We start from the raw sequence: 12,203 nt of genomic DNA, 5'->3' as shown, positions 1-12,203 counted from the left end.
GATCACGGCAAGGACGGGTTGCCAGCGCAACGTGCTGGAGCGCGCGCGTCCGCTCGATGGATGCGCGATGCCGAAAGCGCGACCCCGGAGAAGACGATGAGCGATATCCGTTTCCACAAAAACGATCTGCCCGACCTGTCCCGCTACAATGTCGGGGCGGTTGCCATCGATACGGAAACGCTGGGACTGAACCCGCATCGCGACCGGTTGTGCGTGGTGCAGATTTCACCCGGCGACGGCAGCGCCGACGTCATCCAGATCGCGCCGGGCCAAAAGGAAGCGCCGAACCTCGTCAAGCTTTTGGGAAACCACAGCGTGACCAAGCTGTTCCACTATGGGCGCTTCGACCTTGCCGTGCTCTACCATGCATTCGGTGTGATGCCCGAGCCGGTATTCTGCACCAAGATCGCCTCGCGGCTGACCCGCACCTACACCGACCGGCATGGGCTCAAAGACATCTGCTTCGAGCTTCTGGGCGTCGGCCTGTCCAAGGCGCAGCAATCGTCGGACTGGGCGGCCGAAACGCTGTCGCCCGAACAACTCGAATACGCCGCATCCGACGTGCTCTATCTGCACCGGCTGCGCGACGTGCTGGCGGCGCGGCTGGCGCGCGAGGATCGCACGAAAGAGGCCGACGCCTGTTTCCGCTTCCTGCCGACACGCGCCAAGCTTGACCTCATGGGCTGGGACGAAGAGGATATTTTCGCTCATAGCTGACGGCGTCGCGGCGCTGCCGCCGATGTTCCGTCCGGGACCAGATGCCGGCCGTCGTGTTCCGTCGGCTCGAAAAGAGGGATGACATGGCGGATAGGAAGCCCATATCGACCGCGCCCACCGACGGCTCCAAGGTCACCGTGACCTGGAAGGACGGCGACGGCGTGCTCAACGAATCCATCGCGCAATACCGGGACGGCGGCTGGTGGGTCTACATCGACAGCGATACGCAGAAGAAGGTCGAGCCGACGAGCTGGCGGCCCGCCGCGAGCGACGACGGCGACCAATGAGCAGGCCGCTGGCGAGGCCGGCGGCTTTCGCATAGCCTGAAGCCGTTGATATCGAGGCCGATTCGGGGCTTTCCGCTCCGCGCTCGCCTCTTGCTCGGAGGAAATCGCCATGGGCGTCGAAAGCCTGCTCGTCTTCATCATCATCGGTGCCATCGCCGGCTGGCTCGCCGGTCTCATCGTCTCCGGTTTCGGCTTCGGCCTGATCGGCAACATCATCGTCGGCATCATCGGCGCGTTCATCGCGGGCTGGCTGTTCCCGCGGATCGGCTTGTCCATCGGCGGCGGCATCCTCGCCTCCATTATTCATGCCACCATCGGCGCCATCATCCTGCTGATCCTGGTCAGGGTCCTGAAGAGAGCCTGAGGCCGGGCACCGAGGGGCGCGCCATGAAACAGAATACGCTCTATCTCGTCATTGGCGTGCTCGTCGCCGTGGTCATCGCGCTTGGGATCTACGTCTACCGCGAACAGACCAAGCCGAAAGGCGTGGAGCTCAAGATCGACGACAAGGGCATCTCGATCCAGCAGAACTGAACGGAGCCCAGGCTTGCCGGCTCCGCATTTTCTCCTCACCGCGTGAATATGGCCGCCCGCCGGACTTGACCCGTCTTTAAAGTATAGCTCCTTGTAGAGCCTATTTCTGCTTATCCCTCTATATTATTAGATATTGAAATACTCGCATTTTATAGGCGACAACATTTTAAGCAATAAGGGTGTGCGTTTCATGCGCCGCGATGAAGTAGGCAATTTCGTACTTCAGAAGTCAGAACAATCATGAACATAGCAAGCGCCAAGCGGATTGTGATTGAGGCAATGGGAGTAACGTTCCGACGTTGCCGTTCGACTGGCAGGTAAGATCCTCACAGCCTCCCTTTGGACGATTCGTGTATTGCTGTCGTGATTGTTTTCCGTCGGCTACAGTAACTGCGGTGTGAGAGGTTCGAGCTTCTGTCGCAAGGCTGCTTTCAACGGATCCTCGGCACCGATCCGAGTCAGTGCGGCTTTCTCATAGTCGGCGCGATCGCGAAATCTCAAACCCCGCGCAATACCGTCAAGGACACCTGATTCCCGCACGGGATATCGAGCAATAATCCCGTCCAAGTCGCCAGCGCGCAGAAGTTCGCGAAGTCTCGATAGTTCGGTTGGATATGGGGATGTGATCGAAATCGTTAATGGCGCTGTGTTGCCATCTATCACGGCCTGCCGGTCTGGTAGAGCGCGCAGGACGGTATCCCGCATCTGCCGCTCGCTAACCCTGCTCGCCAAATGCTCCACCTTGCCCGCCAGGTTAAGCGACGTCAGTGCCTGACTACGGGCATCCGCCAATAGCGCCTCCGCCTCAGTCCCTAGTGTCATCGATTGCTGTGACGCGACAGCAACAAGAACCTCGTTTGAATAGTAGAGGCTTTCCACGGCAAAGATAGAAAGGGGATAGATGTATTCAGCCTGCAACTTGGCAATTCTATCGGCACCCATGCCATCGTTGTCCACAAGGCCAAACCCTGTGGCGTGATGCACTGCTTCAGTTGCGCGTAATCCTGCAACCGCGCGCATTACCTCACGGCTACCGTCGCGTGAACTAATTGATACATTGGGAAACAGCAGCGCGTAGAGAGGTTGATCAAGACTAGTCGATGTCCCCTCAATGAAGAGTATTTTTCGTCTCGATCCGAGAATATCGACGCGCAAGGGTTCTGGGATTTCACTTGCATCCGGCAATACGTCCACGTCCCAGGAGCCGATTGCTTTTCCTTGCCACTGGCAACCACGAACAAGCACTACCCTGGCTGAGACACTCTCTGCGGGCAACTCAAGCTCGTGTGTGCTGACGACAAAACCAGCATCCGGCTTTTCGGCCATAAGGGCGGCCAGAAGTGGCACAACGATTGACCGATGCAAATGGAGTTCCGGCTCGTCTATCAAAAAAATTGTATCCGATGAGGCCGAGACCACCTCTGCAGCAATAATTAGTGCCGTGCGCTCACCATCTGACATTTTCGCGATGCTGTAGACTTGCCCCGCCCGATCGGTTTTGAGTTCACCATCTGCGATAACAACGCGGGTGGGTAGATTTGCTTGTTTTAAAAGTGCATTCACACGGTCGAGCGGGGAATTATGGGATTGCAAACGCGATATCGCGGTGGAACCTGTTCCATCTCGCGTAATTTCATTTGCAGCATCTACCTTGTATTGGACCTCTGCTGCTTGAAGATCGTGAATGGCCTTCTCGTTCCGCGCCGTTCCGGATATGGGCTTCCACCGTGTATCAGGCGAACTGTCCCAACTTCGAAGATTGCTCGTCAGGTCTCGGAGACTGGCCGGTGTTAACGTAAGGCTTTCACTGTCAAAATAGCTCGGCCTGGAGCCAGGAACGTACACAACTCGATTGCCGAGCTGGTTCGCGAGCATATGAACTAGCGCCGACTTGCCAGTCCCATTTCGGCCAAGGATGAAGACCGGTTTGCCTCTGTCAACGTTGATTAAGACTGCTCCTTGCGCGGTTGGAACCTGCAAAGTGGCGAGCGTGGTGGGCGCGATTTCTAATGTCATGATCAAGGTACCCCTCAAAACCTTTAACCCACGTGAGCAAAACTGGCCAGCACCGGTCCCATGGATCTGGTCAGGTACGGAACATGGCAATGACATTGTTGCCCAGCGGTGTAATCTAGCTGTCAAGATCAACTGGAACGTATGCCGAACAGGAGCGCCGTTGATCCATACTATATCGTACTTCGCCGGTCGTACTTCCCTCAACCCGCTGCAAATAAGGGCTTGCGTTTAACCCGCCTTTAAACCGCCGCATCTACTCTGCAACCCGAACGCCATAGGCATCGGGATATCAAGCGCAGCGCATGGCGAACCACAGAGACAGCCGCATCGAACCCAGTTTCGAGGGACCGCCACAAGCGAGATCCCAGACAGGTCTTTCGGTGAGCGAGGAGGACCGCGTCGTGCCCAGCAACCGCAAAGCCTCCGCCAAGCGCAAACCGCCGAAGGCAAAGTCGTCGCGTGCCAGGCGCGACCGAAGCCGGCGCGGCCTGTTCGGCGTGCTCGGCCGGCTGGTCTACTGGTGCTTCGTGCTGGCCATCTGGGGCGGCATCGCCGTGGCCGGCGTCGTCGTCTACTACGGTGCCAAGATGCCGGCGGCCACGACCTGGTCGATCCCCGATCGCGCGCCCAATATCAAGATCGTCTCCGCCGACGGCCAACTGCTCGCCAATCGCGGCATGAGCGGCGGCGAGGCGGTCGGCCTGCACGAAATGTCGCCCTACATCCCCGAGGCGGTCATCGCCATCGAGGACCGCCGCTTCTATTCGCATTTCGGCGTCGATCCGATCGGCCTGTCGCGCGCCATGGTCGCCAACCTCGCCGGCGGGCATTTCTCGCAAGGCGGTTCGACGCTGACGCAGCAACTGGCCAAGAACCTGTTCCTGACGCCAGACCGGACGTTGGAGCGCAAGGTGCAGGAGGTGCTGCTGGCGCTGTGGCTGGAGCACAAGCACACCAAGGACCAGATCCTCGAAATGTACCTCAACCGGGTCTATTTCGGCTCGGGCGCCTATGGCGTCGAAGCGGCCTCGCGCCGTTATTTCGGCAAGAGCGCGCGCGATGTCACCTTGTCGGAGGCGGCGCTGCTTGCCGGTCTCCTGAAGGCGCCGTCGCGACTGTCGCCGGCGCGCGATCCCAAGGCCGCCGAGGACCGCGCGCAGCTGGTGCTCGCCGCCATGCGCGACGAGGGCAAGATCAGCGCCAAGGAGCTGACCACGGCGATGAGCGCGCCGGCAACGCGCGCGCCGTCCTACTGGACAGGCTCGGAAAACTACGTCGCCGATACCATCATGGAAGAACTGCCCGATCTGATCGGCGACGTGCGCGGCGACATCGTCATCGATTCTACCGTCGACCTGAACCTGCAGAAGCTCGCGGAACAATCGATCCGCCGGCTGATCGACGAAAGCGGCAAGAAGCTCAACGTCACCCAGGGCGCGCTGGTGTCGATCGACGATTCGGGCGCGGTGCGCGCCATGGTCGGCGGCTACGATTATTCGACCAGCCAGTTCGACCGCGCCTCGGAAGCGCGCCGGCAGCCCGGTTCGGCGTTCAAGCCGTTCGTCTACATGGCCGCCCTCGAGGCCGGCCGCACGCCCGACAGCGTGCGCAACGATGCGCCGATCAAGATCGGCAAATGGACACCCGACAATTACGGCGGCAAGTATTTCGGGAAGGTGACGCTGGCAACCGCCTTGGCGAAGTCGCTGAACTCGGTGGCGGCCCAGCTGACCATGGAAGTGGGGCCGGACGCAGTGGTCGAGGCGGCGCATCGCATGGGCATCCAGTCCGATTTGCAGGCCAACACCTCGATCGCGCTCGGCACGTCGGAAGTGACGCCGCTGGAGCTGACCTCGGCCTATGTGCCTTTCGCCAATGGCGGCTACAAGCCGGATATTCATTTCATCCGCCGCGTGACATCAGCCGAGGGCAAGGTGCTGTACGACGCCGGCAGCGGCAGCGCGCCACGCGTGGTGAAGCCCGAGATCGTCGGCATGATGAACTCGATGATGACCGGGACGGTGGAGATCGGCACGGCCAGGAAGGCGGCCTTCACCTGGCCGTCGGCCGGCAAGACCGGCACCAGCCAGAATTCGCGCGACGCCTGGTTCGTGGGCTACACCGCCAATCTCACCACCGGCGTATGGTTCGGCAATGACGACGGCAGCCCGATGAAGAAGGTCACCGGCGGCGCGCTGCCTGCGCAGGCCTGGCACGAGTTCATGGTCGCCGCGCATGAGGGTGTGCCCGTGCGGCCGCTGCCCGGCACCTGGAAGTCGACGCCGGCCGATAGGATCGTGCCGGACGAAATCCCGTCGGCCGATGCGACGCAGTCGGCTCCGAAGCCGCAAGCGCCTGTCGGCCAGTCGGCGCCCGCCGCCGTCGCGGCGCAGCCAGCGCCGGTTCGCGCGCCCCGCCCGGCCCAGACGGTCGACGCCGATGGTTTCGATATGCCGGGCGATTCCGGAACCACCGCGTCGGTCGGACATCCGGTGCCGCCGGGCAGTGTCGGCGGTCCGCTCAAGAAGCGGCAGACCTCGATCCTCGACATTCTCGGCGGAGGCTAGCGGCAACTCGCCTCTCGCCAGCGCCACACCGTTCGGCTACACCTCCCGACATGGCAGAGATCGACACCAGGAAGACCATTGTGCTGACCGGCGCCAGCCGTGGCATCGGCCATGCCACGGTCAAGCGTTTCTCGCGCGAGGGCTGGCGCGTCATCACCTGCTCGCGCCAGGCGTTTGCCGAGGATTGCCCGTGGCCGGCCGGGCCCGAGGACCACATCAAGGTCGATCTCGCCGACCAGGAGGATGTCGGCATCGCCGTCTCCGAAATCCGCCACCGGCTCGAGGCGCATGGCGGGCAGCTGCACGCGCTGGTCAACAACGCCGGCATTTCGCCAAAGCTCAAGGACGGCAACAGCCGCATGAACTCCATCGACACGCCGATGCATGTCTGGCGCGACGTGTTCCAGGTCAATTTCTTCGCGCCGATCATGCTGGCGCGCGGGCTGTTCAAGGAACTGGCATCGGCGAAAGGGTCGATCGTCAACGTCACCTCGATCGCCGGCACCCGGGTGCATCCCTTCGCCGGCACCGCCTATGCGACATCGAAGGCGGCGCTCGGCTCGCTGACGCGCGAGATGGCGCATGATTTCGGCCCGCACGGGATCCGCGTCAACGCCATTGCGCCGGGCGAAATCGACACCGCGATCCTGTCGCCGGGCACGGACAAGATCGTCGAGACCATTCCGCTCAGGCGGCTGGGCACCACGGCCGAGGTCGCCGACATCATCTTCTTCCTGTGCTCCGGGCAGGCGTCTTATGTGACCGGCTCGGAAATCCACATTAATGGCGGCCAGCACGTGTGATGGGGCAGGTCTCAGCCTAGGGATCGTTCATCCGGTCATGGTGAGAACGGCCTTGCCGCTGAAGCTGCGCTGTCGCAGAGCGTCCAGGGCTTGGGCGATGTCGGTCCATGGCATGGTCAGGGCGACGCGGGTTTCCAGCCGGCCGGCCGCAACGAGAGCGAGCAGCGAGGCGATGTCCGAGCCAATGCCCGCGCCAGACGTGTAGTAGGCGAAAGTCTGAAGCCTCGCCCCCTCGTGACCCGGAACGAACTGGCGGAACCCAATTGGCGTGAGTTCGCCACTGCTTGAGCCGAACATGACGATCGTCCCGCCAGGAGCGACGCGTTCGATCGCGTGGGCGAGGCTTTGGCCACCGACCGATTCGGTAATCAGCGAAAACGGCCCCACGGCCAGTTCGATCGACTCGACGACTTGCCCGGCACCCAGGCGGCGGAGATCCTCGCCATGCCGGGAGGCCGCGACCGCGGTCACGCTCGCGCCCTGTTCGCGCGCGATCTGGATCTGGAAACGGCCGACCGCTCCACTTGCGCCGGTGATCAGGACCCGTTGGCCGGCAAGGTCGCCGCCATGGCGCAAAGTCCTGAGCGCGGTGGTGCCCGCGACCGGAAGCGTGGCCGCGGAAACGAAGCTGACCTCATCCGGCAGGACGGCGAGGCGGTCGGTCGAAACCGCGACGCGTTCGGCCCAGCCGGCCTGGTCGACCAAGGCCGCGACGCGGGCGCCCACGGCTGGCCCGGAGCCGTCGGCCGCTGGCCGTTCGACGATCCCGACGATGTCCTGGCCGGGTATCCAGCCGTCCGGGCGTATGGTGAGCAGGCGCAATTCGCCGCGATTCAACGAGGTTGTGTGGACCGAGACAAGCGCCTCGTTTGCGAGAGGCCGTGGGTCCTCGACCTCGGCAAGCGTCAGTCCGGCGGGGCTGTCGGAAGATATGGCTAGGGCGAGCATGAGACGTACCTTCCTGCTGGTTTGTGGATGCAAAGCGCGGTGGCATCCTGATCAACCGGGTGCATGGGCAAGCTGGAACCTATCGACTTCCCAGCTTGAAGAATTTAGCTATCGTGGCGTTTAATCGCTAAAAGCCGTCAATCATGAGACAACCTCTTCGTTACCCATGGCTCGATTTCAATGTGGATGACGTCCTCGCACCGGCAATCGCCGTGCGCGTCGACGTTACCGAAACCAGGGCCGAAGTCCCCTCCCATCGGCATCGCAAAGGCCAACTCGTCTTCGCGCTCGGCGGTGGCGTCACATGCCGCGTCCCGAGCGGCCTGTGGATGGTGCCGCCGCATTGCGGGGTGTGGATTCCCGGCGACATGGAGCACAGCAATATCGCGACCGCCAACGCCCGGATCTTCTTCGTCTACATCGAGCCGGGAGCCGCCGAATTGCCGGACCGGTGCTGCACCCTTTCGGTCTCGCCGCTGCTGCGCGAACTGATCATCGAACTGTCCGATGGCGTGGGGGATGATGAGGCGAGGGATGCGCTTTTGATCAGGATGCTGCTTGCTGAGCTGCCGCGCATGCCTGTCCAGCGGCTGCATCTGCCGATCTCATCCGAGCCGCGATTGAGGCGGATCGCCGAAGCGTTGGCGCAGGATCCCGCCGACCGCAGCACATTGTCGCAATGGGCCAGCCGGGTTGCGCTCAGCGAGAGCAGTCTCGCCCGTCTCGTCGTGAAGGAGACTGGCCTAAGCTTCGGACGCTGGCGCCAGCAGTTGCATCTGATCGTCGCAATTCGAGAACTGGCCTCCGGTGCGAGCGTGCAGCAGGTCTCCGGCGATCTCGGCTATGATTCCGTCACCGCCTTCATCACCATGTTCAAGAAGGCGCTTGGCAAGCCCCCGGCAAAATACCTCGGCAGCGTCGCGCAAAATGGCGGCTCTGCCTTCGTGGCGTGATCAACCTGGCTCCAGGCGGAGCACCTCGAGCATACATTGTTGGACCAGGCGACGCCTTGTAGATTCGAACGACACCTTGGAGATTGGAAACATGGCGCTCAAGCGGATGGACAACGTAGGAATCGTCGTCGAAGACCTCGGAGAGGCGGTTGATTTCTTTCGCGAACTCGGCCTCGAGCTCGAAGGACGGGCCACGATCGAAGGAGAATGGGCCGGACGTGTCACCGGACTGGGCGATCAGCATGTCGAGATTGCCATGATGCGCACACCGGACGGCCATAGCCGGCTCGAGCTCTCCCGGTTCCTCAGGCCGCCTGTCGTCGCAGATCACCGGAACGCCCCGGTCAACGCCCTAGGCTACCTCCGCGTCATGTTCACCGTGGATGACATCGACGAGACGCTTGAAAGGCTCCGCACGCGCGGCGCGCAGCTCGTAGGCGAAGTAGTCCAGTATAAAGACGTGTATCGGCTCTGCTACATCCGTGGGCCTGAGGGGTTGCTCATCGGACTCGCCCAAGAACTCGGTTGAGCGCGATACGAAGACAAATGGCAGGAGTGACCGATGTCAGCGGGCGCGTCCAAGGCCGCCCCACCTGTTCGAGGTCCAGCCCTCCGGGGTCGGCCGCGTTCTCGCTAAGCACGGATTAGGTCCGTGCAGGATCGGCTCAGGCGGCGGACGGTTCAGCCGCCCGCGGCTTGGGACCAAGCACCTCTTCCACGATGCCGCGCGCGATCTCGCGTTCGCCCATGATCACCGTATCGGCGCCGAGCCCCTTGAGATGCTCGACCTCGGCATCGGAATGGGCGCGGGCGACGACGTTGATGGCGGGATTGGCGGCGCGCGCACGCAGCACGATCTGACCGGCCTCGAAGGCATTGGGGATGGCCAGGATCAGCCGTTTTGCGCCTTCGGGGTTGGCGGCTGCAAACACTTCGGCATTGGCGGCGTTGCCGGCCACGGTCTCGATGCCCTCGGCCCTGAGCTTCACCAGTGTCTTGTCGGCATCCTCGACCACCAGGAAGGGCAGGGCGGCTTCCTTCAACGCAGCGCCGACGAGACTGCCGACACGGCCGTAGCCGATCAGGATCGCGTGGCCGCTGAGGGCTGTTCTTGGCGGCGGCCCATCTTCCTGCTTCGCCGCCGAGGCTACGGAAGCCACCTGGCCGGGCTCCGTCGCCGGGCCGACCGGTTTGGGCTCCACAGGCGGCGCCGTCCTGGCGGCGCGGGCCTCGAGCCATGGCTTCATCCAGTCGATGACCAGGAACATCACCGGGTTGAGCACGATCGAAAGAATGGCGCCCGCCAGGATGAGATCGCGCCCCTGTTCGGGCAGCAGTTTCAGCCCGACGCCGAGTTCGGCCAGGATGAAGGAGAACTCGCCGATCTGGGCAAGGCTCGCCGAAATCATCAGCGCCGTCGCCAGGGGATAACCGAAGGCGACGACGATGAGGAAGGCCGCCAGCGACTTGCCGACGACGATGATGGCGAGCGTTGCCAGAATCGGCAAGCCGTTGCTGAACAGGCTGAACGGGTCGAACAGCATACCGACCGAGACGAAGAACAGCACCGAGAAGGCATCGCGCAACGGCAGCGATTCCTCCGCGGCGCGGTGGCTGAGTTCGGACTCGCTCATGATCATGCCGGCGAAGAAAGCGCCCAGTGCCAGCGAGACGCCGAACAGCTTGGCCGCGCCGAAGGCGACGCCAAGCGCTATCGCCAGCACCGAAAGCCGAAACAGCTCGCGCGAGCCGGTATGGGCGACATAGTGCAGGATCCAGGGAATGACGCGGCGGCCTACCACCAGCATGACGATGACGAAGGCGGCGACCTTGGCCAGCGTGATGCCGACGACACCCCAGATGCCGTAGCTCGCGGGCAGCGACAGCAGGCCGCTCGCATGGGCATCCGCCTGCTCCTGGCCGCCAAGCACGCCGGCAAGCGCCGGCAAAAGCACGAGGGCCAGCACCATGGCCAAGTCCTCGACGATCAGCCAGCCGACGGCAATGCGGCCGCGCTCGGTCTCGATCAGGCGGCGCTCCTGCAGGGCGCGCAGCAGCACCACGGTCGAGGCCACCGACAGCGCCAGGCCGAAGACCAGTCCTGCTCCCGCCGACCAGCCGAGCATCCAGGAAAGCCCCGCGCCGAGTGCCGTGGCAAAGCCGATCTGAACGATGGCGCCGGGCACGGCAATGGCGCGGACCGACAGGAGATCCTTCAGCGAAAAATGCAGGCCGACGCCGAACATCAACAGGATGACGCCGATTTCGGCGAGCTCATTGGCAAGGCCGGCGTCAGCGACGAAACCGGGCGTGTTCGGCCCAACCAGCACGCCGGCCACGAGATAGCCGACCAGCGGCGGAATGCGGAAGCGGTTGGCGAGAGCGCCGAAGACGAAAGCGAGCCCCAGACCGGCTACGATGGTGGCGATAAGGGGAGTGTCATGCGGCATTGTCTATGGAGCGCCTTTCAAGCCAGCGATGCAGGATATGCGCCGCCCGAAGCCGCCGCCTGTTTGCAATATGGTGGATTGGGTGTCGGCCACGCAACCCCGCAAAACCGGGAATTGCCGGTGAAGCGACAAATACCTCGCCGGTGGGCAAGCAAGCCGGAATTCGAGGTCAGCCGAAATCATGCGCCGCAACGGCGGCGCTCGATCGCCAACGATCAAGCTGCCCGCAACAGAGCCTCGATCTCGAATACCGCGTGGTTGGTCAGCGTCTTGGGAATTTCCGCGCTGACCTTGTCGCTGACTTCCTTGTGCAGGATCTTGCGCATCGCGCCGAGCACGAGCGGCGGCGCGATGAGGATGATTTCGTCAAAAGAGCCTCGATGGGCCAGCTTGTAGAGCCGTTCGGCGAGTTCGTCGGCAAAGCGCTCCTTGCCGATCCGATGCCAATCCGTCTCCTCGACCGCGCTGCGGTGAACCGAGGGACCGTCATTGTAGCGACCGGGACTGTCGCTGCCTTGCTCGCGCGTTGGCGGGTTGTCCTGCCTCATTTCCTGCACCACTTCGAGGTTCGGAAATTTGGTGTCACCTGCATTTCTGAGGAAGAGCGCTTTTTCTCCGTCGGCCACCATGATCCAGATGCCGTGCTTCAACTTGATCGCGCTCATGACGCCGGGCTCCTTCCTTCGCTGCCGCCACGCTTGGCTTCACGCCGCGGCCAGGTATGATTTTGAATTGCGCATGCGGAAGGAACGCGCCTCGATCCGGTAATGTTCCAGCCAAAAAGCCAGGTCATACGGACGCTCCGTCGAGGTGGAGGCGCGCGCACGACCGCCAGGCAGCTTTAATCTACTAAATTAGTAGAATTTAGAAAAAACGGTTTTGTCATAAAGCGCGTTCGGCCCAAAAAAGAGGAGAAATCAAGGCCCGC

Annotated in this window: 12 protein-coding genes; 8 read left to right on the top strand and 4 right to left on the bottom strand. The window is 62.5% G+C overall.

The genetic code is table 11. From position 1 onward, the window contains the following. The first annotated feature begins 96 nt into the window (after positions 1-96). The 4 genes from FJ867_RS06155 to FJ867_RS06140 all read left to right on the top strand — a co-directional run bounded on the left by FJ867_RS06155 (position 97) and on the right by FJ867_RS06140 (position 1,538). Positions 97-717 carry a ribonuclease D gene (locus FJ867_RS06155; RefSeq protein ID WP_140500266.1) on the top strand — a complete coding sequence of 207 codons (621 nt, stop codon included), beginning with the start codon at positions 97-99 and terminating at the stop codon, positions 715-717. Between the two features lie 83 nt (positions 718-800). Continuing rightward, a complete protein-coding gene (locus FJ867_RS06150) occupies positions 801-1,004 on the top strand; it encodes a hypothetical protein (protein ID WP_140657278.1) in 204 nt (67 codons plus the stop codon). A 109-nt stretch (positions 1,005-1,113) separates the two neighbouring features. After that, entirely contained in the window at positions 1,114-1,368 is a 255-nt protein-coding gene (locus FJ867_RS06145; RefSeq protein WP_140500262.1) for a GlsB/YeaQ/YmgE family stress response membrane protein, read from the top strand. Positions 1,369-1,391: 23 nt separating this feature from the next. Then, positions 1,392-1,538: a hypothetical protein gene (locus tag FJ867_RS06140; RefSeq protein ID WP_140816795.1), complete on the top strand. Its 147-nt coding sequence runs from the start codon at positions 1,392-1,394 to the stop codon at positions 1,536-1,538. Between the two features lie 381 nt (positions 1,539-1,919). On the opposite strand, the gene FJ867_RS06135 is transcribed toward FJ867_RS06140, so the two are convergent. Next, positions 1,920-3,554: an AAA family ATPase gene (locus FJ867_RS06135; RefSeq protein ID WP_181168321.1), complete on the bottom strand. Its 1,635-nt coding sequence runs from the start codon at positions 3,552-3,554 to the stop codon at positions 1,920-1,922. Between the two features lie 302 nt (positions 3,555-3,856). Here FJ867_RS06135 and FJ867_RS06130 point away from each other — a divergent pair, with 302 nt between their 5' ends. Continuing rightward, positions 3,857-6,121, top strand: a complete 2,265-nt coding sequence (locus FJ867_RS06130) for a transglycosylase domain-containing protein (protein ID WP_140672237.1) — start codon at positions 3,857-3,859, stop codon at positions 6,119-6,121. Between the two features lie 50 nt (positions 6,122-6,171). Continuing rightward, entirely contained in the window at positions 6,172-6,924 is a 753-nt protein-coding gene (locus FJ867_RS06125; RefSeq protein ID WP_140500256.1) for an SDR family oxidoreductase, read from the top strand. Positions 6,925-6,951: 27 nt separating this feature from the next. Here the strand turns inward: FJ867_RS06125 and FJ867_RS06120 are convergent, their stop codons facing one another. Then, complete coding sequence (locus FJ867_RS06120) at positions 6,952-7,872, bottom strand: zinc-binding dehydrogenase (protein ID WP_140566069.1); 921 nt, start codon at positions 7,870-7,872, stop codon at positions 6,952-6,954. Between the two features lie 143 nt (positions 7,873-8,015). On the opposite strand from FJ867_RS06120, the gene FJ867_RS06115 reads away from it, so the two are divergent. Together FJ867_RS06115 and FJ867_RS06110 are read left to right on the top strand one after the other, a co-directional pair. Beyond that, positions 8,016-8,825 (top strand): helix-turn-helix transcriptional regulator, encoded by an 810-nt coding sequence (locus FJ867_RS06115; RefSeq protein WP_140816791.1) that lies wholly within the window; start codon positions 8,016-8,018, stop codon positions 8,823-8,825. A 91-nt stretch (positions 8,826-8,916) separates the two neighbouring features. Then, positions 8,917-9,354, top strand: coding sequence for a VOC family protein (locus FJ867_RS06110; RefSeq protein ID WP_140500250.1), 438 nt, complete (start codon positions 8,917-8,919; stop codon positions 9,352-9,354). A 136-nt stretch (positions 9,355-9,490) separates the two neighbouring features. On the opposite strand, the gene FJ867_RS06105 is transcribed toward FJ867_RS06110, so the two are convergent. Further along, positions 9,491-11,275: a cation:proton antiporter gene (locus tag FJ867_RS06105; RefSeq protein WP_140685812.1), complete on the bottom strand. Its 1,785-nt coding sequence runs from the start codon at positions 11,273-11,275 to the stop codon at positions 9,491-9,493. A gap of 215 nt (positions 11,276-11,490) precedes the next feature. Further along, positions 11,491-11,940 carry a host attachment family protein gene (locus tag FJ867_RS06100; protein ID WP_140513765.1) on the bottom strand — a complete coding sequence of 150 codons (450 nt, stop codon included), beginning with the start codon at positions 11,938-11,940 and terminating at the stop codon, positions 11,491-11,493. Positions 11,941-12,203 lie beyond the last annotated feature (263 nt).

It is taken from the genome of Mesorhizobium sp. B2-5-3, assembly GCF_006441005.1.
GTDB lineage: Bacteria > Pseudomonadota > Alphaproteobacteria > Rhizobiales > Rhizobiaceae > Mesorhizobium.
The sequence above is the reverse complement of the archived record's forward strand: the minus strand, read 5'-3'. Positions and strand labels throughout refer to the sequence as shown.

Bases quoted from the DNA above. Each gene is read 5' to 3' on its own strand.
- FJ867_RS06155 (WP_140500266.1), top strand. From the start codon at position 97: ATGAGCGATATCCGTTTCCACAAAAACGATCTGCCCGACCTGTCCCGC.
- FJ867_RS06150 (WP_140657278.1), top strand. From the start codon at position 801: ATGGCGGATAGGAAGCCCATATCGACCGCGCCCACCGACGGCTCCAAG.
- FJ867_RS06145 (WP_140500262.1), top strand. From the start codon at position 1,114: ATGGGCGTCGAAAGCCTGCTCGTCTTCATCATCATCGGTGCCATCGCC.
- FJ867_RS06140 (WP_140816795.1), top strand. From the start codon at position 1,392: ATGAAACAGAATACGCTCTATCTCGTCATTGGCGTGCTCGTCGCCGTG.
- FJ867_RS06135 (WP_181168321.1), bottom strand. From the start codon at position 3,554: ATGACATTAGAAATCGCGCCCACCACGCTCGCCACTTTGCAGGTTCCA.
- FJ867_RS06130 (WP_140672237.1), top strand. From the start codon at position 3,857: ATGGCGAACCACAGAGACAGCCGCATCGAACCCAGTTTCGAGGGACCG.
- FJ867_RS06125 (WP_140500256.1), top strand. From the start codon at position 6,172: ATGGCAGAGATCGACACCAGGAAGACCATTGTGCTGACCGGCGCCAGC.
- FJ867_RS06120 (WP_140566069.1), bottom strand. From the start codon at position 7,872: ATGCTCGCCCTAGCCATATCTTCCGACAGCCCCGCCGGACTGACGCTT.
- FJ867_RS06115 (WP_140816791.1), top strand. From the start codon at position 8,016: ATGAGACAACCTCTTCGTTACCCATGGCTCGATTTCAATGTGGATGAC.
- FJ867_RS06110 (WP_140500250.1), top strand. From the start codon at position 8,917: ATGGCGCTCAAGCGGATGGACAACGTAGGAATCGTCGTCGAAGACCTC.
- FJ867_RS06105 (WP_140685812.1), bottom strand. From the start codon at position 11,275: ATGCCGCATGACACTCCCCTTATCGCCACCATCGTAGCCGGTCTGGGG.
- FJ867_RS06100 (WP_140513765.1), bottom strand. From the start codon at position 11,940: ATGAGCGCGATCAAGTTGAAGCACGGCATCTGGATCATGGTGGCCGAC.